The organism is Streptomyces similanensis (assembly GCF_039543625.1).
In the GTDB taxonomy this organism is placed as follows: Bacteria; Actinomycetota; Actinomycetes; order Streptomycetales; family Streptomycetaceae; genus Streptomyces; species Streptomyces similanensis.
In genome coordinates this window covers 1-26,530 of record NZ_BAABKC010000046.1, presented here as the reverse complement: position 1 = coordinate 26,530, position 26,530 = coordinate 1, and the positions used below count along the sequence as shown (strand labels likewise).

Below are 26,530 nucleotides of genomic sequence, written 5' to 3'. Positions count from 1 at the left end.
CGTGCTGTGCCATGTCCGTCGTCCGGCCGGCCCCGCGCGGAGCCCTCACCGCATCGATCGCGCCATGCCGAACCGGCGCGCCGGTCCGCCGCGCCGGTCGCCGTGACCGATCCTGCCCTGCCCGAGGGCCGCGCCCGCAGGCGTGCCGGGGACGGCGGCGGGGCACACCGCGCTGCCCGAGCGGCCGCCCGCCCCTGCCCGGCGGATCAGATGTAGCCCTCCCGGAGGGCGTACGCCACGGCGTGCGCCCGGTTGCGCAGATGCAGCCGGGTGGTCAGACCGTGGATGACGTTCTTGACGGTGCGTTCGGAGTAGGAGAGCTTGCCGGCGATCTCCCCGGTGTCCAGCCCCTCGGCGACCAGCCGCAGGACGTCCACCTCGCGCGCGGTGAGTCCGGAGACCGGCACGCCGGGGTGGCCGGCCGCGTTGCGGTGCAGGGTGCCCACCTGGTCGATGAGCCGGCCGAGCAGGTCGGCGGGCAGGTCGCCGTCGCCGCGCGCCGCCGCGAGCACGGCCTGCACCAGGCGGTGCGCGGTGGCCTCGTGCCGCCACACGATGGCGCCGACCCCGCACTCGATCACGTCGAGCAGCCCGGCCTCCCTGAGCGAGCTGACCACGAGCACCGCCCGCGCGCCCTCACCGCGCACCAGCCGGCGCAGCCGGGCCAGGGCGGTCTCGTCGAGGGTGTCGTCGACGAGCAGCGCGACGGTGCCCGGACCTGCGGCGGCCTCCTCCCGGAGGTCGACCTCGGGATACCGGCGCAGTTGGCTGAGTACCCCCTCGCGCAGGATCGGGTCCGTGGCGTGCACTGCCACCGGTGTCCGGTCGGCGGAGCCGGCCGTACCGGGGCGGGTGGTGCCGGATGAGCTGAGCAACCGTCTTCCCCCATGTCCGCGGGCCCGTCGACTGTGTGGGTTCGGTGACGGGGCGTGCGGTTCCCAGACTTCTGCGCGGGGAGGTGCCCGCACAATCGTGGAAGACCACGAGGGGCACCACGAGAAGAGGCGTACGGGACCACTAGATTGCCCGCGAGGACGGATCGGTCGGCCCCAGTGGGCCTTGTCACGCCACCGGACGGCGGTCAGGGACGTCTACGTCTGCGGACGGTGTCGCGGCGCAGCGAGGCGGCGGCGCCCGGACCGCAGCGGAAGCAACCGAGTGAACCATCGCGACAGCCGGCGTGTACAGGGGTGTGACAGATGTGCGAGCGAACGCATGAACGGGGGTGTGGGCAGGTGTGGGAGGGGCCGTTCGACCAGCCGCGCGAGCACCGGGAGGCGGCCGCGCTGATCGCGGCCCGCGCCGCGCGCGCCCGGGCCGGCGCCGGCGCCCTCGTGGTGCTGCGCGGGGCGACCGGCACCGGCCGCACCACCGTCCTGGAGGCCGCGGGGCGGGCCGCCGAGGCGTACGGCATGCGGGTGCTGCGCGCCCGGTGCTCGCCGCGCGCCGACCGCGAGGACCCCGTCCCGTTCGCCGTCGTACGGCAACTCCTCGGCCGGTGCCCGGACTTCGAGCGTGCGACGGGGGAGCGTGAACAGGCCGAGTCGCTGTGGCAGGCGCTGCGGGCGCACGCCGCCGAGGGCCCGCTGCTGGTGGCCGTGGACGACGTGCACCTCGCCGACGGGCCCTCCCACCGCTGGCTGGTGGAGACCGCCCGGCACGTCGACCGGCTGTCGCTGCCGATCCTGCTGACCGTCACCGAACGCAGCCAGTACGACGTGGACGCGCCCCGCCCCGGCTTCACGCACACCCTCTCGCCCGCCCTCGTGCACACCCGCACCCTGGCCCCGCTCACCGCGGACTCGGCGGCCCGGCTGGTGCGCGCCCGCTTCCCGGCCGCGCCGCCGTCCTGGACCGACGACTGCGTACGGGCCGGCGCGGGCAGCCCGCTGCTGCTGCGGGCCCTCCTGGACGACCTCGCCGGGCCGGACGGGCACCTGGCCGTGCCCGAGTCGACGGCCGCCCTGTATCCGGGCGCCTATCCGGCGGCCGTGTCGTGGTGGCTGGACAGCGCGGGCCCCGGCACCGCGGAGGTGGCACGGTCGCTCGCCATCCTGGACGAGGGCTGGGCCCGCGCGGAACCGGGCCCGGGAGCCGCCGCCGGTTTAGGAGGCGCTGCGGAGCGACGGGATCGCACGGGCGGTGCCCGCGCGTTCGAGGACCCGAGCCGACGGCGGTCCCCCGACCACGCCTTCGGCTCCCCCTCGGACGGCGACCCCTGGACCCGGGACGGCGACCCTTGGACCCGGGACGCCGGCCTCCCGGCCCGGGACAGCGGCCTTCCCGGCGGGTCCGGGGGTCTGCCCGGTTGGGGCAGCGGCCTTCCCGGCGGGTACGGCGGTCTGCCCGGTTGGGGCAGCGGTGTTTCGGGCGGGTCCGGGGGTCTGCCCGGCTGGGGCAACGATGTCCACGGCGGGTACGGCGGTCTGCCTGGCGGGGGCAGCGGTCTGTCCGGCGGGTACGGCGGTCTGCCCGCCGGGTACGGCCATCTGTCCAGCGGGTACGCCGGTTCGCCCGGCGGGGGCAGCGATCTGCCTGGCGGGTACGGCGGTTCGCCCGACTGGCGCAGCGATCTCCCTGACGGGGACGGTGGTCCGACCGGCGGGGGCAGCGGCCTGTCCGGCGGGTCCGGCGGTCTGCCCGGCGGGCTGCCCGGCCGGCACGGTGATCTCCCCGGCGGAAACGGCGGGTTGCCCGTCCGGAGCGGTGGCCTCCCTGACAGGGACGGCGGCCTCCCCGGCTGGGGCAGCGCCCTTCCCGGCGGGGGCAGCGGCCTTCCCGGCGGGTCCGGGCTGCCTGGCGGGGGTAGCGGGCTTCCCGGCGGGTCCGGCCTGCCTGGCTGGGGCAGCGGTCCACCCGGCGGACACGGCGATCTCCCCGGCCGGGGCGGCCAGGCGCCCACCCCGGACGGCGCCCCCGCGCCCCCGCCCCCGCACCGCGACCCCCGGCTCCCGCAGCCGCCCCGGTACCGCACCACCGCGGGCCACGACGGCCACGGCGGGCCCGACGCCCACGACCGCCAGGACCGTCACGGAAGGCGTCGGGGCGGACGCGGACCGGTCGGCGGGCACTCCGGTACGGCGCCCGCCGCGCTGCTCGCCGGGCTGGCCGGCGCCGACCCGGCCCGGGTGGCCGGCTGGCTCACCGCCATGACCGGCCTCGGACTGCTGCGCAAGGACGCCGAAGGCCGCCCCCGCTACGCCCACCCCCTGCTGCGGGACGCGGTGCTCACCGGCGTCTCCGCGGCCCGGCGGCGCACGGCGTACCGGGCGGTCGCCGAGGCGATGCTGCACCACGGCGCGCCCGTCGACGCGGTGGCCAGGCAACTGCTGCCCGCCGGTCCGGTGGGCGCCGCCTGGGCGACGGACGTGCTCCAGGAGGCAGCCGACCGCGCCCTGCGCGAGGACCGCCCCCAGGACGCCGTGGCCTTCCTGCGCCGGGCCCTGGACGAACCGCTCACCGGCGGACGCAGGCAGCGGCTGCTGATCGAACTGGGCTCGCTGGAGTGCGCCTGCCGGGACTCCGCTGCCGGGATACCCCGCCTCACCGAGGCGCTGCGGCAGCCCGGCACCCCGCAGGACCGGGTGCGCGCGGCCGTCGCCCTGGGCACCGCGCTGGCCGGCCACGGCAGGGCCCGCGCCGCCGTGGAGGTGCTGTGCGCGGTGGACGGACAGCTCACCGACCGCCCCGAACTGGTCGGCGCCCTGCGCACCGCCTCCGCCCTGCTCTCCGACTGGGACTCGGCCGTACGGCGCGACGTCTACGGCCTGCTGCGCGAGGCCGCCGCCCACTCGCCCGAGCTGTCCGGACCCGCCGCCCGCGCGCTGCTGGTCCGGCACGCCGCCACCGCCGGGCACACCTCCGCGCGGGAGGCGATGCGCCAGGTGCGCGAACTGCTCGCCGAACCGTCCGACCCGCTGACCGAGCCGTTCCTGCTGGGCACCGCCGCCGCGGTCGCCCAGTGGGCCGACGAACTCGACGAGGCGGACCGGCTGGTGGACCGCGGACTGGCCGGCCAGCGGCCCGGCCTGCTGCACCCGATGCACCAGGCGCTGCTCAACACCCGCGCCGACATCGAGGCGGCCCGCGGCCTGTACGGGCGGCTGCCGGGCGAGCCGCCGGTCGGATTCGCCGCGGGGCCCGGCAACACCCACGCCCACACCCTGCTCGCCCTCGTGGCGCAGGGCCGCACCGACGAGGCACGGCGGCTCGCCGACGCCTTCGACCTCGGGGCGGCGCCCGACTCCTTCGAGCTGAACCGGTTCCTGTACGCGCGCGGCGCGCAGCGCGCCGCCGCCGGCGACCACGCGGGCGCGCTGCACGACTTCCTGGAGTGCGGCCGCCGTCAGTCGGCCCGCGAGGTGGTCAGCCCGGTCGTCACCCCGTGGCGCACGGCCGCCGCCGAGTGCCGGCTCGCGCTCGGCGCTCCCCGCGAGGCGCTCGCGCTGGCCGAGGAGGAACTGCGGCTGGCCCGGGTGTGGGACACCCCGCGCACGGTGGGCCGCGCCCTGCGGGTGCTGGCCGCCGCCACCGGCGGCCGGCGCGGCCTGGAACTGGCCGACGAGGCCGTACGGCTGCTGCGCGACGCGCCGTCCGGCGCCGAACCGGAGCTGGTGGCCGCGCTGTTGGGCCGGGGCCGCCAGCTGTCCGCCGCGGGGGAGCGGACGCGGGCCAGGGAGTGCCTGCGCGAGGCCGCGGAACGCGCCGAACGCCTGGGCGCGGTACGGCTGCGCGTCCTGGCGGAGGAGGCGCTGCGCGCGGTCGGCGCCCGCAGTCCCGGCACCGCCCGCACCGGCTCGGCCGCCCTTACCGGCAGCGAGCGGCGCATCGCCCAACTGGCCGCCGCCGGGCGGACGAACACCGAGATCGCCGCATCGCTGCACCTGGCCCGACGGACCGTGGAGACCCATCTGACCAGCGCCTACAAGAAGTTGGGCATCCGGCGGCGCGGTGAACTGCGCGACGCGCTCGGCGCGGAGCGGACCGGCGGCCGGGACCGCCCCGCCGCCGACCGCTGCCCGGGCATGTCCGCCCCCTGAACACGCTCCGGGCGCGCGGCCGGCCGCGCCGCGCCGGTGTGCCGCGTCCGGCCCGGGGCCGGGACACCGCGCCCGACCCCCCACTTTTGAACATGTTCAAGTCAGGCGTACGCTCCTGCCATGAGCGACAGAGCCGCCCTGCTCAAGGGCATCCGCGCCTGGCTGGTTCTCTTCGTCGTCTGCCTGGTGCTCAGCGGAGCCACCGCCTTCCCGCTGGTCCACGAACTGCGGTGGACCGAGAGCCTGTTGAACTCCCTGTCCGTGCCCGAACACCTGCCCGCGCTGACGGAGTGGATCGAGCGGGTGCGGCACGGCCTCGACACCGCCGACGCCGACTACCCGTTCCTGCTGTACGGCACCGACTGGCTGGCCTTCGCGCACCTGGTCATCGCCGTCGCCTTCTACGGCCCCTACCGCGACCCGGTGCGCAACATCTGGGTCGTGGAGTTCGGCATGATCGCCTGTGCCGGCATCGTGCCGCTCGCCCTGATCTGCGGGCCGGTGCGCGGCATCCCCTTCTGGTGGTCGCTGATCGACATGTCCTTCGGGGTGTTCGGCATCGTGCCGCTGTACGTCGTGCGGCGCCGGATCAAGCGGCTGGAGGCACTGACCGCGCCCGCCGCCGCCGTCCCGGCGGCTACTTGAGGGCGGCCCGCGCGATCCGCTCGGCCACCGGGTTCATCTCCTCGCCCTTGGCGTCGGTGGAGTTCACCGAGTAGACCAGGGTGCGGCTCAGGTCGCGGGTCGCGGCGATCATCGTGCTGTAGCCGTAGCGGGCACCCGACTTGAGCCAGTACACCCGGCCGCCGTACTCGAAGCGCTGGAGGCCCGCGCTGTAGACGGCGCCCTCGATGTGCCGGGGGAGCGTGAACATCTCGCGCAGTTGCGGCCGCGGCACGACGCGGCCCGAGAACAGCGCGCGCACCAGGCGTTCCAGGTCGGCGGTGGTGGAGATCATGTCGCCCGCCGCCCACCGGTCCGCCTGGTTCCAGTCGGTGACGTCGACGAACCGGGTCGTCCCGTCGGCCTGCCGCACCGCCTGGTAGCCGTGGTTGTGCGGACCGTCGATGCGCGGCTGGTCGCCCGGGAAGTACGTGTCCCGCATCCCCGCGGGGCGCAGCACGAGCCGGGTCGCCTCGTCGGCGTAGGACCGCCCGGTCACCTTCTCCACCAGCAGTCCGAGGATCGTGTAGTTGATGTTCAGATAGTCCTGGCGGTTGCCCGGCGCGAACTCGGGCCCCTTCGCCACCGCCGACGCCACCACCTCACGCGGCGTCAGCGTGTCGAAGCGGTGGGCGTACTGCTCCTCGAAGGAGTCCCCGAAGCCGTCGCCGGACGGGATGCCGCTGGTGTGGTTCAGCAACTGCCGTACGGTGACGGGCCGGAACGCACGGGTGAGCAGAGCCGGCAGATAGTGCTGGACCGGCGTGCCCAGGTCGATCCGCCCCTGCGCGGCGAGCCGCAGCACGAGCGCGGCCGTCACCACCTTCGTGGTGGAACCGGCCCGGAAGCGGGCGTCCGGGTCGGCCGCCGCGGCGCTGTCCAGGTCGTGCACGCCCGCGCTGCCGCGCCAGACGCCATCGGTCCCGCCGACCCGGACGAGAGCGGCGGTGGCGTCCTGGTCCGGCAGCCCGGCGATCGCGGCGGACAGCGCCCCGGCGTCCGGCGCCGTCCCGACCGGCGCGCCCCTGCCGCTGCTCGAGGCCGGGGCGGCGGGTGCGGTGGACGCCTGGGCGGCGGTCAGCGGGCCGGCCGTCAGGGCCAGCACGAGGGCGGCGGTGAGAGTGGTGGTACGGGCACGCATGTGCTGCTCCTGGGGCCGGTCGGTGCGAGGGGCTGTCACCGGTCATCCTCGGGCCGTACGGAGCGGGCCGGATCGTCGCCGAGGAGGGGCCGGCCCCGGAGACGACCCGTATCAAGTCACCTGCCGGATCCGGACGTTGTCGGGGTCTCCCCCTTAGGGGGCCCGGAACGGCACGCGTCTGACCAGGACGTTGATTATCTGTTCAAGGACTTGGGCAAGGCTCATCGAGCCACCGCACGTGATCTTCACGGCTTCGCCCGGGAAGGCCGCGTGTCCCACAGTCCGCCCCCGAGAGGAGGTGCAGTGATGAAGCTTCTCTTCGCCGTTCGCAACAAGGTCACGGCTCGCAAGAGCCTGAAGGCCAGCGCCTGGTACATCTGGTACTGATCCGGCGCGCCCGCCCCCGCCGAGCGGCCGGGAGGACGTCGTCGCCCGGCGCGTGACCTGTGCACACGCGTCCGGCGACCACGGCCCACCGCCCGGCGGGGGCATCACCCCGCGGCCGTCCACCCGCGGCCGCCCACCGGTGGCCGTCACCCGCGGCCGCCCCGCGCCGGCTCCCACCGCTCCCGGAGAACCCGTATGCCCCTGTCGTCCGAGCCGCGCGCCCGCACCACCGTGCTCGCCCCGCGGCTGGCCGCCCTGCTGAGGGACCACCTCGGCCAGGACGTCTTCCGGCTGGAACCCGACACCGTCGGAGTCGCCGGACCCGAGGCCGCCGACCGGATCCTGGCCGCGCGGCGCGCCACCGAGACCGAGCGGCCCACGTTCAAGCCGCTGCACGGCCGCTCGATCTCGCGCACCGAGGCGTCGGCGGTGACCCGGACCATCGGCGGCGACGTCCGCGACGCCCTCGCGCGGCCCCGCCCCAAGGACGTGGACCTGTCCGGCGTCTGGCCGCTGACCGGCCACCTCTTCCTGCGCGACCTGATCCTCGGCCGCGACCCGTACCGGCTGCGGATGCTGATGAGCCGCAACCTCGAACTGACCACCTGGCTCACCTGGTCCGTGATCGGCGTCGGCGCCGCCCTGCCCGGCTGGCCCCGGCCCGGCGGCGACCTCACCGCGCTCGGCGAGCGGGCCGCCGGCGCCGTCGGCTACCAGCAGCGCCGCTATGCGATGGGCATGTACCGCAGGGCCGCCGCCCCGGTGTGCTTCACCATCTCCACCCTCGTCGCCAACGCCCTCTGGCTCGGCGCGCCCTTCGCCGCCGGCGTGTCGAACCGCAACATCATCCTGGAGTCCCTGCGCCTGCTGCCGCCGTCGTGGAACATCCTGCGCAACGCCTCACCGGAGTACCCGGCCCTCGACGCCAGGATCGGCGCGGACGACGACGTCCTGGTGCTGCCGCTGCTCTCGCACCGCGACCCCGCCCTGTGGGACGAGCCCGACGCCTTCCGCCCCGAGCGCTGGGACACGCTCGACCCCGACACCACCCCCGGCTACCTGCCCTTCGGCCACTCCTCCGAACGCTGCTGGGGCCGGCACATGGTCATGCCGCTCGCCGAACTCCTCCTCGACCTCGTCCGCGACGCGGGCCTCGTCGTCGACCCGGCCCAGCACACCGCCCGGGTGCCGCTGCTCGGGCTGCTCGGCGTGGCGGACGTACGGCTGGTCAAGGCGGGGTGAGCGGCGGGGCGGTGCGACGGTGGGCGCGGCTCAGCGCTCGCGCAGCGCGCAGAGCAGGTCGACGCGGTTGGTGGTGATCGAGTCGACGCCGGCGCGCAGGAGGCGGCGCAGGGAGCGGGCGGTGTCCGGCGTCCACACCGACAGCAGCAGGCCGTCGCGGTGGACGCGGGCCGCCAGCTCCCGGTCCACCAGGCCGAACCGGTAGTTCAGCCACCGCGGCCGCACCGCCGCCAGCAGCCCGGCCCGGGGCGGCGCGAGCGTCGTCCAGGTCAGGGCGATCTCGGCGGCCGGGTCGGCCGCGCGGACCGCCAGCATCGCCTCGGCGCCGGCGCAGTAGTACACCCGGTCCGCCGCCCCGCAGTCACGGATCACGTCCATGATCCGCCGCACCGTCCGCACCTCGCGCACCCCGGGCAGATCGACCATCACCCGGCTGCCCGCCGTCGCGGCGAGCGCGTCCGCGAGCGTCGGCACCCGGCCGTCCGTCAGGCCGCGCACCTCCTCGGCGGACAGCGAGCGCAGCGGCCGCTCGTGCCCCCACAGCCGCTTCAGCGAGTCGTCGTGCAGCAGCACCGGGACGCCGTCCCGGGTCAGCCGTACGTCGATCTCCACCGCGTCCGCGCCCCGGTCGAGCGCGGAGCGGAGCGAGGCGATCGTGTTCTCACGGACGCGGTAGGGGTCGCCGCGGTGCGCCACGGCGGTCACGGTCTGCATGCCCCCATTGTGTCCCGTCGGCGTCTCCTGCCCGCCCGGACCCCGCCTGCCCGGACCCCGGGCCGGCGCCTCCTGTCCGTCCGGACCCCGCCCGGACCCCGTCCGGACGGCCCCCGCGCTCCCGCTTCAGGAGGCGAGCCACCGCGCGGTGTAGGCGTCGATCTCGTCGGCGATCCGCCTCTTGCCCGCCTCGTCGAGGAAGGAGGCGCGCACCGCGTTCTTCGCCAGCTCGGCCAGGCCCCGTTCGTCCAGGTCGAGCAGGCGGGCGGCGACGGCGTACTCGCTGTTGAGGTCGGTGCCGAACATCGGCGGGTCGTCGGAGTTGATCGTGACCAGGACGCCGGCCTCCACGAACGCCCGCAGCGGGTGCTCGTCCAGGGTGCGCACGGCGCGGGTGGCGATGTTGGAGGTCGGGCACACCTCCAGCGCGATCCCGTGCTCGGCCAGGTGCGCGAGCAGTCTCGGGTCCCGGGCGGAGCTGGTGCCGTGGCCGACGCGCTCGGCGCGCAGCTCGGTCAGCGCGTCCCACACCGTCTCGGGGCCGGTGGTCTCCCCGGCGTGCGGCACCGAGTGCAGCCCGGCCGCGATCGCCCGGTCGAAGTACGGCTTGAACTGGGGGCGGGGCACTCCTGTCTCCGGCCCGCCCAGCCCGAAGGAGACCAGGCCCTCGGGCCGCAGCCGGTCGTCGGTGGCCAGCCGGGCGGTCTCCTCGGCCGACTCCAGACCGGCCTCGCCGGGGATGTCGAAGCACCAGCGCAGCACGGTCCCGAAGTCGGCCTCGGCGGACTTGCGGGCGTCCTCGATCGCCTCCATGAAGGCCCGCTCGTCGATGCCGCGGCGGGTGGAGGAGAACGGGGTGAGGGTCAGCTCGGCGTAGCGCACCTGCTGGCGGGCCATGTCCCGGGCGATCTCGTACGTCAGCAGCCGTACGTCCTCCGGGGTGCGGATCAGATCGACCACGGACAGGTACACCTGGATGAAGTGGGCGAAGTCCGTGAACGTGAAGTAGTCGACCAGCGCCTCGGGGTCGGTGGGGACCTTGGAGTCGGGGTGCCGGGCGGCCAGCTCGGAGACGATCCGGGGGGAGGCGGAGCCGACGTGGTGCACGTGCAGTTCGGCCTTGGGCAGCCCCGCGATGAAGGCGTGCGGGTCGTGGGACGCGGGCTGGACGGTCAAGGGATTCCCTCCCCGGCAGGGCACCGGCCCGGCGCGGGCGGTGCGGTGATCGGCTGATCGACGGGCACGGCCATGGTAGGCGCACGTCCGGCCGCGGGAAGGCGCGGCCGGACGGCCGGACGTGCGGACGCCGCCCGGGACCGGTCCCGGTACGGGGGGCGCCCGCCCGGCCGTCGGGGGCAGGCGGACCAGGCCGTAGCATGGCGGGACGTTCGACCGAGGGGGATACGACGACATGACGGACGGAACAGGGGCGGGCGGCGACGCCGGAACCGGCGGCAACCCGTGGGCGGCGCCGCCCGAGAGCGGTTCCGCCGGGCAGAAGGGGCCGCAGGACGCGCACCCGGGCCAGGACCGGCCGCCCGTGCCGCCGGCGCCGCCGTCGTCCGTGCACGACCAGGCCACCATGGCCGCGATGCCCTTCTCCGAGTACCCGCCGCCCAGCGCCCCCGCGGGCGCCGGACCGGGCGACCCGGCCGGCGAGCCGTCCATACCCCCGCCGCCGATCGCCCCCACCGGCCCCGGCGGCTACGGCTACCCCGACCCCTCCGGGCAGCCCGGTTACCCGGGATACCCCGGCCAGGGCGGCTACCCGGCCTACGGCTGGCCCGGGGTGGCGATGGCCCCGCAGAACGGCATGGGCACGGCGGCCATGGTGCTCGGCATCCTCGCCTGCTGCCTGTTCTGCCTGTACGGCGTGGTCTCGCTGATCCTCGGCATCCTCGCCGTGGTCTTCGGCATCAAGGGCCGGCGCAGGGCGGAGCGGGGCGAGGCCGACAACCACGGTCAGGCGCAGGCCGGTTTCGTCATGGGCATCATCGGGATCGTGCTCGGCGTCGCCATGCTCGTCTTCATGATCGTGATGATCGTGACCGCCGTGAACGAGGACCGCTCGGACCCGTACGACCCGTACGACGCCCTGCGCCCGGCCGCCACCGCCCCCCTGAACCGCTGAGCGGACCTCCGTCCCGGCCGCCGGGGCGGGGACCGGCCGGTCACCGGCGCCGACCGGCTCCGCAACAGCCTGGGAACATCCCGGCCCCCGTGTCGATCAGGGCCATTACGATGCCTTGACCGTCAACGGAGGGGAGACCACACCATGTCCGACACCCAGCCCGCACCCGAAGGATTCGGGCCGCCGTCCCAGCCGCCGCCACCGCCGGCCCAGGGATACGGACACCCGCAGTCCGCACCGGGCTACGGCTACCCGCAGCAGCCGGGCGCCGGATACGCCCAGCAGCCGGGAGCGGCCTTCCCGCAGCAGCCGGGCTCCGGCTACGCGCAGCAGGGATACGGCTACCCGGCCGCGCCGCCGGTGGGCTACCCGTCGGCCGCCGGTTACGGCATGGGCGCGCAGCCGAGCAACGGCATGGGCACCACGGGTCTGGTGCTCGGCATCATCGGCCTGGTCTGCAGCCTGACCTTCTTCCTGTGGTTCTTCGGGATCATCCTGGGCATCCTCGCCATCATCTTCGGCGCCATCGGACGCGGGAAGGCCAACCGGGGGGAGGCCACCAACAAGGGCGCGGCCACCGGCGGCCTGGTCTGCGGCATCATCGCCACGGTGGTGCTGCCGCTGCTCGGCTTCATCGTCTTCGCGAGCTTCATGAGCAGCGCGAGCACGTTCTGACGCCACCGCGGGGGCGGGCCCGGGCCGGCCCCCGCGACGCGGCACCCCACCGCCCCGCGCCCCGGACCGCCGGCCTCATCGGCACCGTCGCCCTCACCGGCACCCCGGCCCCGACCACCCCGCCACCGCTACCGCTACCGCAGCCGCTCCCGCGCCGCCATCAGCGCGAAGCCCAGCAGGTTCGGTCCCCGCCACCGCGCCGGATCCGCCGCCGCCTCGTCGTCGCCGGCCAGGCCGATGCCCCACACGCGGTCCACCGGACTGGCCTCCACCAGGATCCGCTCGCCCGTGTTCAGCAGGAACTCCCGCAGCCCGGGGTGGGCGGCGAACTTGTGGACGCTGCCCTCCACCACGACGTCGAACCGCTCCCGCGCCCACACCTCCTCGTCGAAGCCGCGCACCAGCCGTCCGGCGTTCTTCGCCTCGGCCGGGTGCCCCGCGGCCAGCACCCGCCGCTCCGCCTCCGCGTCCTGGAACAGCCGCGCCTTGCCCGCCATCATCCAGTGCTCCGCGGTCGCGTACGTCACCCCGTCGACGGTGAACGGCGCCGGCCACCACTGACTCAGGCAGCCCGGACCCACCTGTCCGTCGGGCCGCGGCCGGTGTCCCCAGAAGTACAGGTACTTCACGCGCGCCCCCGCGCCCACCTCCCTGATCAGGGATTCCTGAGAGTCGATCCTTCCCATGCACGCGAGTGTGGCACGCACCACTGACACTCCGTCCCGCCTTTTCCGTGGTGACTCGACACCTGGTCGACAGATTCCGTCGCGTAACCAAAAGGCAACAACGGAATCACTTGTTGGCGGTTACCTGCTCTGTCAGGATCGGCACTCAAATCGAGCTGGAGCTACGCCACCCGCCCCCCAAGGACGCGGGGCGACGGCGGAGGAGAGCGACATGCACAACCCGGCCACCGCCACGCCGGAACGATTCCCCGCGCAGGACCGCTTCGCGGACGGCGCGCAGTACATCGCCGGCCGCCTGAGGAAGGGCACGTCCGGCCGCACCCACACCGTGATCGACCCCGCCACCGGTGCGGGCGTCTACACCTACGACCTGGCCGGCGCCGAGGACGTCGACGCCGCGGTCGCCGCCGCCCGCGAGGCGTTCCCCGGCTGGGCGGGCGCCACCCCCGGCGAGCGCTCGGACGCCCTGCACCGCTTCGCCGCGGTGCTCGCCGAGCACGCCGAGGACCTCGCCCGCGCCGAGTCCCTCCAGTGCGGCAAGCCGCTGAAGCTGACCCGCGAGTTCGACGTCCCGGGCACCGTGGACAACACCGCGTTCTTCGCGGGCGCCGCCCGGCACCTGCAAGGACAGTCCGCGGGCGAGTACTCCGGCGACCACACCTCCTATGTGCGCCGCGAGCCGATCGGCGTCGTCGGCTCCATCGCCCCCTGGAACTACCCCCTCCAGATGGCCGCCTGGAAGATCCTCCCGGCGATCGCGGCCGGCAACACCATCGTGCTGAAGCCGGCCGAGCTGACCCCGCTGACCTCGCTGCTGTTCGCGCGGGCCGCCACCGAGGCGGGCCTGCCGGACGGCGTCGTGAACATCGTCACCGGCACCGGCCGGGAGGCGGGGGAGCGGCTGGTCGGCCACCCGGACGTGGCCATGACCTCCTTCACCGGCTCCACCGCCGTCGGCAAGCGGGTCGCCGAGGTCGCCACCGCCACCGTCAAGCGCCTGCACCTGGAGCTGGGCGGCAAGGCGCCGTTCGTCGTCTTCGACGACGCCGACCTGGAGGCCGCCGTCCACGGCGCGGTCGCCGGCGCGCTCATCAACACCGGCCAGGACTGCACCGCCGCCACTCGCGCCTACGTGCAGCGCCCCCTGTACGAGGCGTTCGTCGAGCGCACCGCCGCCCTGATGGAGACCGTCCGCCTCGGCGACCCGTTCGCCCCCGGCACCGACCTCGGCCCGCTGATCTCGCACGCCCAGCGCGACCGCGTCGCCGGCTTCGTGGACCGGGCCCGCGGCTACGCCCGCGTGGTCACCGGCGGCGAGGCCCCGGGCGGAGAGCTGAAGGACGGCGCCTACTACCGTCCGACGCTGATCGCGGACGCCCCCCAGGACAGCGAGATCGTCCAGTCCGAGATCTTCGGTCCCGTCCTCGCCGTACTGCCCTTCGACGGCGACGACGAGGGGATCCGGCTCGCCAACGACACGCCGTACGGTCTGGCCGCCTCCGCCTGGAGCCGCGACGTCTACCGCGCCAACCGGGCCACCCGGGAGATCAAGGCGGGCTGCGTCTGGGTCAACGACCACATCCCGATCATCAGCGAGATGCCGCACGGCGGGCACAAGCAGTCCGGCTTCGGCAAGGACATGTCGGCGTACTCGTTCGAGGAGTACACACAGATCAAGCACGTCATGTTCGACAACACCGCGGTGCCCCGCAAGGACTGGCACCGCACCGTCTTCGGGGACCGATAGCACACCGGCCGTCCGACCAGGCCGACCCCTCCCGAAAGGGCACCAGCGCATGGAGCAGTACGAGCCCGACCGCCCGCCCCAGGCCCCGCCGCGCACCGCCGGGCGCGGCCCGACCGGCGGCAGGACCGCCCTCACCCGCCGGTCGCTGCTGCGGGCCGGCGCGGGCGGCGCGCTCGCCGTCGGCGGACTCGGGGCGCTCAGCGCCTGCGGGATCCCCGCGGCCGGCAAGACGCAGGGCGGCACCGCGACCGAGGACCACTCGGCCGAGGAGAAGACCGTGAACTTCTCCAACTGGCCCGAGTACATCGACGTGGACGACAGCGGCAAGCACCACCCGACCCTGGAGGCGTTCACGAAGAGCACCGGCGTCCAGGTCAAGTACACCGAGGACATCAACGACAACAACGAGTTCTTCGGCAAGATCAAGCCGCAGCTCGCCGCCGGCCAGGACACCGGCCGCGACATCATCGTCCTCACCGACTGGCTGGCCGCCCGGGTGATCCGGCTGGGCTGGGTGCAGAAACTCGACCCGGCCAACCTGCCGCACGCCTTCGCCAACCTCTCCGCGCAGTTCCGCAGCCCCGACTGGGACCCCGGCCACGCCTACGGCTATCCCTGGCAGGGCGTCTCCACCGTCATCGCCTTCAACAAGAAGGCCCTCGACGGCATCGAGGTGAAGTCGGTCTCCGACCTGCTCGACAACCCGAAGCTGAGGGGCCGGGTCGGCTTCCTGCAGGAGATGCGCGACAGCATCGGCATGACCCTGCTCGACATGGGCAAGGACCCGGCCAAGGTCACCGACGACGACTACGACGCGGCCCTCGCCCGCCTCCAGAAGGCGGTCGACAAGGGCCAGATCCGCCGCTTCACCGGCAACGACTACACCTCCGACCTCAGCAAGGGCGACCTGGCCGCCTGCGTCGCCTGGGGCGGCGACGTCGTCCAGCTCAAGGCCGACAACCCGGCCATCGACTACGTCATCCCGGCCGGCGGCTACATGACCTCCACCGACGTCATGCTGGTCCCCAACAAGGCCCGTCACAAGACCAACGCCGAGCGGCTGATCGACTTCTACTACCGGCCCGAGCAGGCGGCCGCGCTCGCCGCGTACGTCAACTACGTGTCTCCCGTCGACGGTGTCCGGCCCTACCTTGCGAAGATCGACGCGTCGGCGGCCGACAACCCGCTGATCGTCCCCACCAAGGACACGGCAGCCAGGTCCCACTCCTTCCGCGCCCTCGGCGAGAAGGAAGAGACGGCCTACGAAGAGAAGTTCGCGAAGCTCACAGGGGCGTGACGACCATGAACACGACGACAGACAACAGCGGCGACGTCCGCCTCACCCAGATCGGCAAGCGCTACGGCGCCTTCACCGCCGTGCACCCGCTGGACCTGACCGTCCCGCAGGGCTCCTTCTTCGCCCTGCTCGGCGCCTCCGGCTGCGGCAAGACCACCACCCTGCGCATGATCGCCGGCCTGGAGGAGCCCAGCCAGGGCACCGTCCACCTCGGCGACCAGGACGTGACGCACCTGCCGCCCTACAAGCGCCCGGTGAACACCGTCTTCCAGTCCTACGCCCTCTTCCCGCACCTCGACATCTTCGAGAACGTCGCCTTCGGCCTGCGCCGGCGCGGCATCAAGAGCGTGAAGAAGCAGGTGGAGGAGATGCTCGACCTGGTCCAGCTCGGCGAGCAGGCGCGCAAGAAGCCGCACCAGCTCTCCGGCGGCCAGCAGCAGCGCGTGGCCGTGGCCCGCGCCCTGATCAACCACCCCAAGGTGCTGCTGCTGGACGAGCCGCTCGGCGCCCTCGACCTCAAGCTGCGCCGCCAGATGCAGCTGGAGCTCAAGCGCATCCAGACCGAGGTCGGCATCACCTTCGTGCACGTCACGCACGACCAGGAGGAGGCCATGACCATGGCCGACACGGTCGCCGTGATGAACGCCGGCCGGGTCGAGCAGCTCGGCTCGCCCGCCGACCTCTACGAGAACCCGCGCACCACGTTCGTCGCCAACTTCCTCGGCACCTCCAACTTCATCGAGGCCGACGTCGACTTCAAGAGCGGCGACGAGATCGTCCTGAACGCGGGCGGCGGCAAGCTGTTCCTGCCCACGGCGCGATGTTCGGCCCAGGCCGCGGCCGGCGGGAAGGTGCTGGTGGGCGTGCGGCCGGAGAAGATCGCCCTCGCCCACGCCGACGACGCGGGCGAGATCCCCGAGGGCCGCAACCGCATCACCGGCCGCATCGCCGACTCCAGCTTCATCGGAGTCTCCACCCAGTACGTGATCGACAGCCCGGTCTGCTCCGGCTTCGAGGTCTACGCCCAGAACGTCGACCGCGACCCGCGCCTGACCCCCGGCGCCGAGGTCGTCCTGCACTGGAACCCGGCGCACACCTTCGGTCTCGACGCCACCCAGGCCATCGACGCCGGTGTCGAGAGTGTCGAGGAGGACGCCGCCTGATGTCCGCCGCCACCGAGGCGCCGCCCCCGCTCGCGCCCACCGCCCCCGAGACCAGGCCGCCGCGCAAGCGCGGCCGCCTCACCCCGTACTGGCTGCTGCTGCCCGGCATCCTGTGGCTGGTCGTCTTCTTCGCGCTGCCGCTGGTCTACCAGGCCTCCACCTCCGTGCAGACCGGTTCCCTGGAGCAGGGCTACAAGGTCACCTGGCACTTCGCGACCTACTGGGACGCGCTGTCCGAGTACTGGCCGCAGTTCGTCCGCTCGGTGCTGTACGCGGCGTCCGCGACGATCCTGTGCCTGCTGCTCGGCTATCCGCTGGCGTATCTGATCGCCTTCCGCGCCGGCCGCTGGCGCAATCTGATCATGATCCTGGTGATTGCGCCGTTCTTCACCAGCTTCCTGATCCGCACCCTGGCCTGGAAGACGATCCTCGCCGACGGCGGCCCGGTCGTCGGCGCCCTGAACACCCTGCACGTCCTGGACGTCACCAACTGGCTCGGCTGGACCGCGGGCGACCGGGTGCTGGCCACCCCGCTCGCGGTGGTGTGCGGACTGACGTACAACTTCCTGCCGTTCATGATCCTGCCGCTGTACACCTCGCTGGAGCGGATCGACGGGCGGCTGCACGAGGCGGCCGGCGACCTCTACGCCCGGCCCTGGACCACCTTCCGCAAGGTCACCTTCCCGCTGTCCATGCCCGGCGTGGTCTCCGGCACCCTGCTCACCTTCATCCCGGCCGCCGGCGACTACGTCAACGCCGACCTGCTCGGCTCCACCGACACCCGCATGGTCGGCAACGTCATCCAGTCGCAGTTCCTGCGGATCCTCGACTATCCGACGGCCGCCGCGCTCTCCTTCATCCTCATGGCCGCCATTCTCGCCATGGTCACCGTCTACATCCGCAGGTCCGGGACGGAGGATCTCGTCTAAATGCCCTTCGTCAACTGGCTCAAGCGCCGCCTCGTCGTCATCGCCGGACTCATCACGCTCGGTTATCTGCTGCTGCCGAACGTCGTCGTCACGGTGTTCTCCTTCAACAAGCCCAAGGGCCGCTTCAATTACGAGTGGCAGCAATTCTCCACCGACGCCTGGAAGGACCCGTGCGGCGTCGCCGGAATGTGCGGCTCGCTCTCGCTCAGCCTCCAGATCGCCGTCTGGGCGACCCTGGGCGCCACCGCGCTGGGCACGATGATCGCCTTCGCGCTGGTCCGCTACCGCTTCCGCGCCCGCGGCGCCGTGAACTCGCTGATCTTCCTGCCGATGGCGATGCCCGAGGTCGTCATGGCCGCCTCGCTGCTCACCCTGTTCCTCAACATGGGCGCCCAGTTGGGCTTCTGGACCATCCTCATCGCCCACATCATGTTCTGCCTCAGCTTCGTCGTCACCGCCGTCAAGGCACGGGTGATGTCGATGGACCCGAGGCTGGAGCAGGCCGCGCAGGACCTCTACGCCGGCCCGCTGCAGACCTTCCTCCGGGTCACCCTGCCCATCGCGGCGCCCGGAATCGCCGCGGGCGCGCTGCTCGCCTTCGCGCTCTCCTTCGACGATTTCATCATCACCAATTTCAACGCCGGTTCCACCGTCACCTTCCCGATGTTCGTGTGGGGCTCGGCGCAGCGCGGCACACCCGTCCAGATCAACGTGATCGGAACGGCCATGTTCGTCGTCGCCGTACTGTTCGTGCTGACCTCCATGGCGATCTCGAATCGCCGCAACAAGCAAAAGGCATGACCGTCATAACTCTGTAGGGAGTTGAAATCATGGCCCCTGGCGCCATGACCCGTTGGACCACGTCACTTTCCGAAGCGCAGCCGGTCGCGTACTGGCTGGACGACCCCGGCAGGCCCCGCCCCGAGCCCGCCCTGACCGGCGCCGAGACCTGCGACCTGCTGGTGGTCGGCGGCGGCTACAGCGGACTGTGGACCGCGCTGATCGCCAAGGAGCGCGACCCGGCCACGGACGTGGTGCTGGTGGAGGGACGTGAGGCGGGCTGGGCCGCCTCCGGCCGCAACGGCGGCTTCTGCGCCGCCTCCCTCACCCACGGCCTGTCCAACGGACTCACCCGCTGGCCCGCGGAGATCCACAAGCTGGAGGAACTGGGCGCCCGCAACCTCGACGCCATCGAGAAGGCGGTCGCCCGGCACGGCATCGACTGCGAGTTCGAGCGCACCGGCGAGATCGACGTCGCCACCGAGCCGTACCAGGCACGGGAGCTGGAGGAGTGGCACACCGAGCTGGCGGCCAAGGGGCTGGCCGAGGGCCTGGAGTTCCTCGACCGGGACGCGGTGCGCGAGCAGGTCGCCTCGCCCACCTTCGAGGCCGGGCTGTGGGACCGCCGGGGCGTGGCCATGCTGCACCCGGCCAAGCTCGCCTGGGGCCTGAAGCGGGCCTGCCTGCGCCTCGGGGTGCGGATCTACGAGCACACCCCGGCCCTCGCCCTCAAGCCGTACGGCGCCGGCATGGCCGTCCGCACCCCCTACGGGCACATCCGCGCCCGCCAGGTCGCCCTGGGCACCAACATCTTCCCCAGCCTGGTCAAGCGGGTGCGCTCCTACACGGTGCCGGTCTACGACTACGCGATGATGACCGAGCCGCTCACCGCCGGCCAGCTGGCGTCGATCGGCTGGCAGAACCGCCAGGGCCTCGGCGACTCGGCCAACCAGTTCCACTACTTCCGGCTCTCCGCCGACAACCGGATCCTGTGGGGCGGCTACGACGCGGTCTACCCCTACGGCGGCCGGGTGCGCGCCGAGTACGACGACCGCCCGGAGACGTACGCCAAGCTCGCCGGCCACTTCTTCACCTGCTTCCCGCAGCTGGAGGGGGTGCGCTTCACGCACACCTGGGGCGGCGCGATCGACACCTGCTCGCGCTTCTCGGCGTTCTTCGGCACCGCCCACCAGAACAAGGTCGCCTACGCCGCGGGCTACACCGGCCTCGGGGTCGGCGCGACCCGCTTCGGCGCCGAGGTGATGCTCGACCTGCTGTCGGGCGAGCGCACCGAGCGCACCGAGCTGGAGATGGTCCGCAAGAAGCCGCTGCCCTTCCCGCCCGAGCCGTTCGCCTGGACCGGCATCGCGCTCACCAAGTGGTCGCTGGCCAGGGCCGACGCGCACGGCGGGCGGCGCAACCTGTGGCTGCGGACGATGGACAAGCTGGGGCTCGGCTTCGACAGCTGACGCGGCAGGTACGGAGGCGGGCGCCGCCACAGGTCTTGACAACCCAATTGGTCTGGACCAAATTGTGCGGCGCCCACCCTCCAAATTCCCCCTGCCCGGAGGCACTTGTGGTTCCCGAGGTTCGCGACAGATCCAGAACGGCCAGGCGACGGCTGCTCGCCGCGCTCACCGCCACGCTCCTGGCCGCCCCCGGCCTCACCGCCCTGTCGACCACCGCCCGGGCGGCCGACGCGGACCTCGCCCGCAACGGCGGCTTCGAATCCGGCCTCGACGGCTGGACCTGCACGGCCGGCAAGGCCGTGACCAGCCCCGTGCGCACCGGCACGGCCGCGCTCCAGGCCACCCCGGCCGGCAGCGACAACGCGCAGTGCTCGCAGACCGTCGCCGTGCAGCCCAACGCGCAGTACACGCTCTCCGGCTGGGTGCGCGGCTCGTACGTCTACCTCGGCGCGAGCGGCACCGGCACCACCGACGGCTACAGCTGGACCCAGTCCGCCGCCGACTGGCAGCAGCTGACCACCACCTTCAAGACCGGCGCGAACACCACCCAGGTCACGATCTACACGCACGGCTGGTACGGCACCGGCGCCTACTACGCCGACGACGTCTCCCTCACCGGCCCCGGCGGCGGCACCACCCAGCAGCCGCCCGCCGCGCCCGCCGGCCTGAGGACCGGCACCGTCACCGCCACCAGCGTGGCCCTGTCCTGGTCGGCGGCGACCGGCGCGACGAGCTACGCGGTCTACCGCGACGGCGCCAAGGTCCAGACGGTGACCGGCACGTCGGCCACCGTCACCGGCCTGACCGCCGCCACCGCCTACAGCTTCCAGGTCAGCGCCGTCAACGCGGCGGGGGAGTCCGCCAAGTCGGCGGCGGTGACGGCGACCACCGCGGCGGACCCGGGCAACCCGGGCGGCGGGGGCGGCACTTCCGGCCTGCCCGCCCACGCCCTGGTCGGCTACCTGCACGCCAGCTTCGCCAACGGCTCCGGCTACACCCGCATGGCCGACGTCCCCGACAGCTGGGACGTCATCGACCTGGCCTTCGGCGAGCCGACCTCGGTCACCTCCGGCGACATCCGCTTCACCCGCTGCCCGGTCACCGAGTGCCCGAACGTGGAGAGCGACGCCGACTTCAAGGCCGCCATCAAGGCCAAGCAGGCGGCCGGCAAGAAGGTCCTCATCTCCATCGGCGGCCAGAACGGCCAGGTCCAGCTGACCACCACGGCCGCGCGGGACACCTTCGTCTCCTCCGTCTCCAGGATCATCGACGAGTACGGTCTGGACGGCCTCGACATCGACTTCGAGGGCCACTCGCTGTCCCTGAACACGGGCGACACCGACTTCAGGAACCCGACCACACCGGTGATCGTCAACCTGATCTCGGCGATCAAGACCCTCAAGGCCAAGTACGGCTCGAAGTTCGTGCTGACGATGGCCCCGGAGACCTTCTTCGTCCAGATGGGCTACCAGTACTACGGCAGCGGCAAGTGGGGCGGCCAGGACCCGCGCTGCGGCGCCTACCTCCCGGTGATCTACGCCCTGCGCGACGACCTGACCCTGCTGCACGTCCAGGACTACAACTCGGGCTCGATCATGGGCCTGGACAACCAGTACCACTCCATGGGCGGCGCGGACTTCCACATCGCGATGACCGACATGCTGCTGACCGGCTTCCCGGTGGCCGGCGACACCGGCAACGTGTTCCCGGCGCTCCGCCCCGACCAGGTCGCCATCGGCATGCCGGCCTCCACCCAGGCGGGCAACGGCTACGTCGCGCCCGCCGAGGTCACCAAGACCCTGGACTGCCTGACGAAGAAGACCAACTGCGGCTCCTACGCCACCCACGGCACCTGGCCGGCCCTGCGCGGCCTGATGACCTGGTCGGTCAACTGGGACCGGTTCGGCGGCTGGCAGTTCCAGAACACGTTCGACTCGTACTTCGGCTGAGCCGCCGCAGCACCAGCCCCAGGCAGGTCAGCAGCACGGCGCACAGACACCAGCTGGCCGCCACGTCCAGCGGCCAGTGGTAACCGCGCCGCACCAGCCCGTACGAGACCGCCAGCACCAGCGCGGCGCAGACCCCCACGGCGACGCGCCGCGCGAGCGCCGACCGCAGCCACGGAAGGAGCACCAGCACCGCGCCCCCGTAGGCGACCGCCGCGGTGGCGGTGTGCCCCGAGGGGTAGTACCCGGTGCCGGGCGGCACGGCGGAGGTGCCGTGCCGACCGGCCCATTCCTTGACGGGCACGACGAACGCGGGCAGCACCGCCATGAGCACGGCCGCCGCCAGCGGCGCCGCCCACCAGCGCACCACCCCCGCCCCGCGCCCCCGCCAGGCGGCGTACCCGAGCACCAGGACCAGCACCGGCACCGCGACCTGCACGTTCCCGAGGTCGGAGAGCAGCTCGGAGGCGCGGTCGGGCTCCACCAGCGCACGGCTGAGCCGCCGGTCCGCGCCGAGCAGCGGCCCGTCGTCGACGACCTGCCAGGTGATGAGGGCGAAGAGGACGGCGGGCAGCCCGACGAGCACGGCGGCCGCCGGACCTCCCCGGCCCCGCCGCGCCGGGGTGGGGCGCGCCGCGTCCCGGGCGGCGGGCGCGTGCCGATGATGCTGATCTCGCGAGGCCGACATGCCGTACAGCTTCCCAGCCCGGCACGCCATGGCCCGTGACGGGGGAACTCCGGGTGCAACCGGTCCCGCCTCTTCGGGCACGCGTCGTGCCCCGAGGCTTACTGACCCGGCGCTGTCGCCATGTTTAAAGTCCGGGAGTGAGCCTCTGGACTTCCCTCGAGCCCGCCTCCGCGACCGTGGACCCGGGTGGTAGTACGACCGTGCGGCTACGTCTGCGCAACACCAGCGACGTGGTGGACGAGTACCGCTTCGAGGCGGTGGGCGCGCTCGCGCCCTGGGCCGTCGTGGAGCCGCAGACGCTGCGGTTGTATCCGGGGACGACGGGGTCGGTGGAGCTGACCTTCTCCCCGCCGCGCACGCCGGACGCGACGGCGGGTCCGAATCCGTACGCGGTGCGGATCACGCCGACGGAGCATCCGGAGGCGGTGACGGTCCCGGAGGGCAACCTCACGATCACGCCGTTCACGGAGGTGCGGGCGGAGCTCGTGCCGCCGACGGTGAAGGGGCGGTTCCGGGGCCGACCGCGGCTCGCGGTGGACAACCTGGGCAATACCAAGGTCACCGCGTCGGTGAGCGGCAGCGACAACGGTGATCAGCTGTCGTACGACATCCGTCCGAGCAGTGTGCAGATCGAACCGGGCCGCGCGGTGTTCGTCGGGACGACGCTGAAGCCGCGGAAGATCATCTGGTTCGGTTCGGCGGAGCAGCGGCCCTACACCCTGGCGGTGCAGCGGTCGGGTGCGACGCCGCTGAACGTGGAGGGCACGTATCTCCAGCGCGGGTTCCTGCCCCGCTGGCTCGCGACGTTCTTCGGCGTGTTCCTGGCTCTCGGCATCACCTTCATCATGCTGTGGATCGCCTACAAGCCGAACGTCGCCAGCGGTGCCACCGAGAAGACCGCCGAGGCCGGCAGCACGCTCGCGCCCGCTGCCTCACCGACCTCCCAGGCTCCGAAGGCCCCGGCCGACGACGTCCCGGCGCCCCCGGCCGCGACCACGTCACCGCAGGCCGGCGACGACGGAACCGCGAAGGGCGACGGAGCCGGGGCGGGAGGCGGGTCGGGCGGCGGCGGTTCCGAGAAGAAGAAGGAGGAGAAGGCGCCGGAGAGGACCGCGGCGACGGCCGTGCAGCAACTGGCCGCGACGGACCCGAGCAGACAGCACATCTGCTACCGGATCTACACCGCGGGCCGGGGCTGGTCCGAAGTCGCCTGTGACGGCGGGACGGCCGGCACGGTGGGTTCGGGGAAGCCGACCACGGCCGTCAACGTCGCCGTGTCCGGAACCAAGGGCACCTCCATGGCCGCCTTCGTCCACAACCCCGCGTCGACCGACGGCACGGGATACTTCCCCGATCCGTGGGCGGGCGCCGACGACGGCGTCGACAACTACGTCGGCAGCACCAAGAAGGACGCCCCGCACATGCTGGGCTTCCCCATCAACGTCGACAAGGGCGCCGAGACCCTCTGCCAGACCTCCTACATCCACGACGGCGCCTGGCTCGGCATGGCGTGCGACAACCCCGGGGACGCGCTCACCCTCACCTACGTCGGCACCCACGACAACAACCTGTGGATCGAGGCGATCAGGCTCACGGTGTGATCCGGACCGCCCGGCCGCTCGGGGGAAGGCGGCCCCGGACACACCGAAGGGCCGGCGCGAGGGGGGGATTCGCGTCGGCCCTTCTGGGAACGGTCGGTCCGAACGTCTGCGGTGACCGTCCTGATCGGGACGGAACGTCGCGCGCCCCGGGGGGTTTGGGGCGGGCGACCGTCCGATCGGTGAGGAGATCCGGAGCCCGGGGGCTCCGGTGTGCGCGAGGCACGACCAGGTCGAAGCTGGGGAGGCCACGGCCCGGGTTCGCCCACAGTCCCCTGTGGGCGGGTGTATCTCTCATCTGCCGTAGAACCTACGGCAGCCGGGGGGCCGGGGACAGCGGGTACGACGACCCGCCATCCTCCTCCCACACCTTCTTCACACGGTCTGCCGCCGGGCGCGCCCGATGGGCGGACCCACCGCTCAGATGCGCGCGAACGCCTGCTCGATGATGTCGAGACCCTCGTTCAGCAGGTCCTCGCCGATGACCAGCGGGGGCAGGAAGCGCAGCACGTTGCCGTAGGTGCCGCAGGTCAGCACCAGCAGGCCCTCGGCGTGGCAGGCCTTGGCGAGCGCGCCGGCCGCCTCCGGGTTCGGCTCCTTGGTGTCGCGGTCCTTGACCAGCTCGATCGCGATCATCGCGCCGCGGCCCCGGATCTCGCCGATGGCGTCGAACTTCTCGGCCATGGCGCCCAGGCGGGCCTTCATGACCTCCTCGATGCGCCGGGCCTTCCCGTTGAGGTCCAGCTCCTTCATCGTCTCGATCGCGCCGAGCGCGCCCGCGCAGGCCACCGGGTTGCCGCCGTAGGTGCCGCCCAGGCCGCCGGCGTGCGCGGCGTCCATGATCTCGGCGCGGCCGGTCACGGCGGCCAGCGGCAGACCGCCGGCGATGCCCTTCGCGGTCGTGATCAGGTCCGGGACGATGCCCTCGTCCTCACAGGCGAACCACTGGCCGGTGCGGCAGAAGCCGGACTGGATCTCGTCGGCGACGAAGACGATGCCGTGGTCGGCGGCGAACTGGCGGACCGCGGGCAGGAAGCCCTTGGCCGGCTCGATGAAGCCGCCCTCGCCGAGCACCGGCTCGATGATGATGGCGGCCACGTTCTCCGCGCCGACCTGCTTGGTGATCTGGTCGATGGCCTGCGCGGCGGCCTCCGGGCCCGCGTTCTCCGGGCCGGTCGGCCAGCGGTAGCCGTAGGCGACCGGGACGCGGTAGACCTCGGGCGCGAACGGGCCGAAGCCGTGCTTGTACGGCATGTTCTTCGCCGTCAGCGCCATGGTGAGGTTGGTGCGGCCGTGGTAGCCGTGGTCGAAGACCACGACCGCCGGGCGCTTGGTGTAGGCGCGGGCGATCTTCACCGCGTTCTCGACGGCCTCGGCGCCGCTGTTGAACAGGGCCGACTTCTTCGCGTGGTCACCCGGCGTGAGCTCGGCCAGCGCCTCGGCGACGGCCACGTAGCCCTCGTACGGCGTGACCATGAAACACGTGTGGGTGAAGTCGGCGAGCTGCGCGGAGGCGCGGCGTACGACCGCCTCGGCGGACGCGCCGACGCTGGTCACGGCGATGCCGGAACCGAAGTCGATGATCCGGTTGCCGTCGACGTCCTCGATGATGCCGCCGCCGGCGCGGGTGACGAAGACCGGCAGCGTGGAGCCCACGCCCTGCGCGACCGCGGCGGTACGGCGGGCCTGCAGCTCCTGCGACTTCGGGCCGGGGATGGCGGTGACGACGCGGCGCTCCTGCTCAAGTGCGGTCATGGGGGGCTCCCTGATGAGATCTTGCGGGGACGTACGACCGGGGCCGGGCCTGTGCGGGGCCGCGCACCAGGTGCGTACGAGGCGTTCTCCGGACGCTTTCCGTCTTTTCTCGCAGGTTAGGGCGGTGAAGGAGGGGTGGGCATGCTCCATGTGGGCGTTGTCGGCGTTCGCCGTTGTCCGAGATGGATAGAGAAGGGGGAGCGGGCTTCGGCCGGCCGCCGGCCGGCGGCCTTCCGCACGCCTTCGCGCGCGTACCGTGAACTCCCCTTGCCGGGGCGTTAGATTGACTCGCGGATCGACTCCATGACGATGACGGAACGGCTGCTCAGGGGGCACGGGAGATGGACGACGGGACGCAGGACGCCCGGGGGACGCACCCGAAGCACGCGCACCCCGTGCCGCGCCCCGCGGCGCCGCGGGACACCCCGCCCGACGCGCCGCCGAACGCCCCGCCGGAGCCCCCGCGGGCCTCCGCCGCCG

General features: G+C 73.2%; 21 protein-coding genes. 14 read left to right on the top strand and 7 right to left on the bottom strand.

Annotated elements, in window-relative coordinates; translation table 11 throughout:
• Positions 1-206: 206 nt before the first annotated feature.
• Positions 207-875, bottom strand: coding sequence for a helix-turn-helix transcriptional regulator (locus tag ABEB07_RS16640; RefSeq protein WP_164586716.1), 669 nt, complete (start codon positions 873-875; stop codon positions 207-209).
• Between the two features lie 360 nt (positions 876-1,235).
• Here ABEB07_RS16640 and ABEB07_RS16635 point away from each other — a divergent pair, with 360 nt between their 5' ends.
• On the top strand, positions 1,236-5,039 hold the full coding sequence (locus ABEB07_RS16635) for a helix-turn-helix transcriptional regulator (RefSeq protein WP_345669050.1): 3,804 nt from the start codon (positions 1,236-1,238) through the stop codon (positions 5,037-5,039).
• 120 nt (positions 5,040-5,159) lie between these two features.
• Positions 5,160-5,684 carry a hypothetical protein gene (locus tag ABEB07_RS16630; RefSeq protein WP_345669049.1) on the top strand — a complete coding sequence of 175 codons (525 nt, stop codon included), beginning with the start codon at positions 5,160-5,162 and terminating at the stop codon, positions 5,682-5,684.
• Here ABEB07_RS16630 and ABEB07_RS16625 read toward each other — a convergent pair.
• Positions 5,677-6,843, bottom strand: coding sequence for a serine hydrolase domain-containing protein (locus tag ABEB07_RS16625; RefSeq protein WP_345669047.1), 1,167 nt, complete (start codon positions 6,841-6,843; stop codon positions 5,677-5,679). The genes ABEB07_RS16630 and ABEB07_RS16625 overlap by 8 nt on opposite strands.
• A gap of 306 nt (positions 6,844-7,149) precedes the next feature.
• Between ABEB07_RS16625 and ABEB07_RS39210 the strand changes: the two genes are divergently transcribed.
• Together ABEB07_RS39210 and ABEB07_RS16620 are read left to right on the top strand one after the other, a co-directional pair.
• On the top strand, positions 7,150-7,230 hold the full coding sequence (locus tag ABEB07_RS39210; protein ID WP_233359287.1) for a tryptorubin family RiPP precursor: 81 nt from the start codon (positions 7,150-7,152) through the stop codon (positions 7,228-7,230).
• 195 nt (positions 7,231-7,425) lie between these two features.
• A complete protein-coding gene (locus ABEB07_RS16620) occupies positions 7,426-8,472 on the top strand; it encodes a cytochrome P450 (RefSeq protein ID WP_345669046.1) in 1,047 nt (348 codons plus the stop codon).
• Between the two features lie 30 nt (positions 8,473-8,502).
• On the opposite strand, the gene ABEB07_RS16615 is transcribed toward ABEB07_RS16620, so the two are convergent.
• Entirely contained in the window at positions 8,503-9,186 is a 684-nt protein-coding gene (locus ABEB07_RS16615; RefSeq protein WP_345669045.1) for a glycerophosphodiester phosphodiesterase, read from the bottom strand.
• A 126-nt stretch (positions 9,187-9,312) separates the two neighbouring features.
• On the bottom strand, positions 9,313-10,362 hold the full coding sequence (locus tag ABEB07_RS16610; RefSeq protein WP_425589015.1) for an adenosine deaminase: 1,050 nt from the start codon (positions 10,360-10,362) through the stop codon (positions 9,313-9,315).
• 235 nt (positions 10,363-10,597) lie between these two features.
• Here ABEB07_RS16610 and ABEB07_RS16605 point away from each other — a divergent pair, with 235 nt between their 5' ends.
• Together ABEB07_RS16605 and ABEB07_RS16600 are read left to right on the top strand one after the other, a co-directional pair.
• The gene (locus ABEB07_RS16605; protein ID WP_176150710.1) at positions 10,598-11,317 is read left to right on the top strand and encodes a DUF4190 domain-containing protein; all 720 of its coding nucleotides are present in this window, start codon (positions 10,598-10,600) and stop codon (positions 11,315-11,317) included.
• A 144-nt stretch (positions 11,318-11,461) separates the two neighbouring features.
• Entirely contained in the window at positions 11,462-11,992 is a 531-nt protein-coding gene (locus ABEB07_RS16600; protein WP_176150711.1) for a DUF4190 domain-containing protein, read from the top strand.
• 134 nt (positions 11,993-12,126) lie between these two features.
• Here ABEB07_RS16600 and ABEB07_RS16595 read toward each other — a convergent pair whose 3' ends face one another.
• The gene (locus tag ABEB07_RS16595; protein WP_345669042.1) at positions 12,127-12,678 is read right to left on the bottom strand and encodes an NADAR family protein; all 552 of its coding nucleotides are present in this window, start codon (positions 12,676-12,678) and stop codon (positions 12,127-12,129) included.
• A gap of 211 nt (positions 12,679-12,889) precedes the next feature.
• Here ABEB07_RS16595 and ABEB07_RS16590 point away from each other — a divergent pair, with 211 nt between their 5' ends.
• From ABEB07_RS16590 to ABEB07_RS16560, 7 genes are all read left to right on the top strand, one after another.
• Positions 12,890-14,425 carry a gamma-aminobutyraldehyde dehydrogenase gene (locus ABEB07_RS16590; RefSeq protein WP_176150713.1) on the top strand — a complete coding sequence of 512 codons (1,536 nt, stop codon included), beginning with the start codon at positions 12,890-12,892 and terminating at the stop codon, positions 14,423-14,425.
• A 49-nt stretch (positions 14,426-14,474) separates the two neighbouring features.
• Positions 14,475-15,722 (top strand): ABC transporter substrate-binding protein, encoded by a 1,248-nt coding sequence (locus ABEB07_RS16585; RefSeq protein ID WP_345669041.1) that lies wholly within the window; start codon positions 14,475-14,477, stop codon positions 15,720-15,722.
• A complete protein-coding gene (locus tag ABEB07_RS16580) occupies positions 15,719-16,885 on the top strand; it encodes an ABC transporter ATP-binding protein (RefSeq protein ID WP_176150715.1) in 1,167 nt (388 codons plus the stop codon). Before ABEB07_RS16585 ends, ABEB07_RS16580 begins: the two co-directional genes overlap by 4 nt.
• Positions 16,885-17,814, top strand: a complete 930-nt coding sequence (locus ABEB07_RS16575; RefSeq protein ID WP_176150716.1) for an ABC transporter permease — start codon at positions 16,885-16,887, stop codon at positions 17,812-17,814. The genes ABEB07_RS16580 and ABEB07_RS16575 overlap by 1 nt, the downstream gene beginning before the upstream one ends.
• The gene (locus tag ABEB07_RS16570) at positions 17,815-18,615 is read left to right on the top strand and encodes an ABC transporter permease (RefSeq protein WP_345669040.1); all 801 of its coding nucleotides are present in this window, start codon (positions 17,815-17,817) and stop codon (positions 18,613-18,615) included.
• A gap of 29 nt (positions 18,616-18,644) precedes the next feature.
• A complete protein-coding gene (locus tag ABEB07_RS16565) occupies positions 18,645-20,063 on the top strand; it encodes an NAD(P)/FAD-dependent oxidoreductase (RefSeq protein WP_345669039.1) in 1,419 nt (472 codons plus the stop codon).
• A gap of 107 nt (positions 20,064-20,170) precedes the next feature.
• Positions 20,171-22,012, top strand: coding sequence for a chitinase (locus ABEB07_RS16560; protein WP_345669038.1), 1,842 nt, complete (start codon positions 20,171-20,173; stop codon positions 22,010-22,012).
• On the opposite strand, the gene ABEB07_RS16555 is transcribed toward ABEB07_RS16560, so the two are convergent.
• Positions 21,951-22,697 (bottom strand): phosphatase PAP2 family protein, encoded by a 747-nt coding sequence (locus ABEB07_RS16555; RefSeq protein ID WP_345669037.1) that lies wholly within the window; start codon positions 22,695-22,697, stop codon positions 21,951-21,953. The two genes, ABEB07_RS16560 and ABEB07_RS16555, sit on opposite strands and share 62 nt — an antisense overlap.
• A gap of 137 nt (positions 22,698-22,834) precedes the next feature.
• On the opposite strand from ABEB07_RS16555, the gene ABEB07_RS16550 reads away from it, so the two are divergent.
• Complete coding sequence (locus ABEB07_RS16550; protein WP_345669036.1) at positions 22,835-24,298, top strand: hydrolase; 1,464 nt, start codon at positions 22,835-22,837, stop codon at positions 24,296-24,298.
• Positions 24,299-24,715: 417 nt separating this feature from the next.
• Here the strand turns inward: ABEB07_RS16550 and gabT are convergent, their stop codons facing one another.
• The gene (gabT, locus tag ABEB07_RS16545) at positions 24,716-26,050 is read right to left on the bottom strand and encodes a 4-aminobutyrate--2-oxoglutarate transaminase (RefSeq protein ID WP_345669035.1); all 1,335 of its coding nucleotides are present in this window, start codon (positions 26,048-26,050) and stop codon (positions 24,716-24,718) included.
• Positions 26,051-26,530 lie beyond the last annotated feature (480 nt).

Coding starts and splice junctions, on each gene's coding strand:
- ABEB07_RS16630 (WP_345669049.1), top strand. CDS start 5,160: ATGAGCGACAGAGCCGCCCTGCTCAAGGGCATCCGCGCCTGGCTGGTT.
- ABEB07_RS16625 (WP_345669047.1), bottom strand. CDS start 6,843: ATGCGTGCCCGTACCACCACTCTCACCGCCGCCCTCGTGCTGGCCCTG.
- ABEB07_RS39210 (WP_233359287.1), top strand. CDS start 7,150: ATGAAGCTTCTCTTCGCCGTTCGCAACAAGGTCACGGCTCGCAAGAGC.
- ABEB07_RS16620 (WP_345669046.1), top strand. CDS start 7,426: ATGCCCCTGTCGTCCGAGCCGCGCGCCCGCACCACCGTGCTCGCCCCG.
- ABEB07_RS16615 (WP_345669045.1), bottom strand. CDS start 9,186: ATGCAGACCGTGACCGCCGTGGCGCACCGCGGCGACCCCTACCGCGTC.
- ABEB07_RS16605 (WP_176150710.1), top strand. CDS start 10,598: ATGACGGACGGAACAGGGGCGGGCGGCGACGCCGGAACCGGCGGCAAC.
- ABEB07_RS16600 (WP_176150711.1), top strand. CDS start 11,462: ATGTCCGACACCCAGCCCGCACCCGAAGGATTCGGGCCGCCGTCCCAG.
- ABEB07_RS16595 (WP_345669042.1), bottom strand. CDS start 12,678: ATGGGAAGGATCGACTCTCAGGAATCCCTGATCAGGGAGGTGGGCGCG.
- ABEB07_RS16590 (WP_176150713.1), top strand. CDS start 12,890: ATGCACAACCCGGCCACCGCCACGCCGGAACGATTCCCCGCGCAGGAC.
- ABEB07_RS16585 (WP_345669041.1), top strand. CDS start 14,475: ATGGAGCAGTACGAGCCCGACCGCCCGCCCCAGGCCCCGCCGCGCACC.
- ABEB07_RS16575 (WP_176150716.1), top strand. CDS start 16,885: ATGTCCGCCGCCACCGAGGCGCCGCCCCCGCTCGCGCCCACCGCCCCC.
- ABEB07_RS16570 (WP_345669040.1), top strand. CDS start 17,815: ATGCCCTTCGTCAACTGGCTCAAGCGCCGCCTCGTCGTCATCGCCGGA.
- ABEB07_RS16565 (WP_345669039.1), top strand. CDS start 18,645: ATGGCCCCTGGCGCCATGACCCGTTGGACCACGTCACTTTCCGAAGCG.
- ABEB07_RS16555 (WP_345669037.1), bottom strand. CDS start 22,697: ATGTCGGCCTCGCGAGATCAGCATCATCGGCACGCGCCCGCCGCCCGG.
- gabT (WP_345669035.1), bottom strand. CDS start 26,050: ATGACCGCACTTGAGCAGGAGCGCCGCGTCGTCACCGCCATCCCCGGC.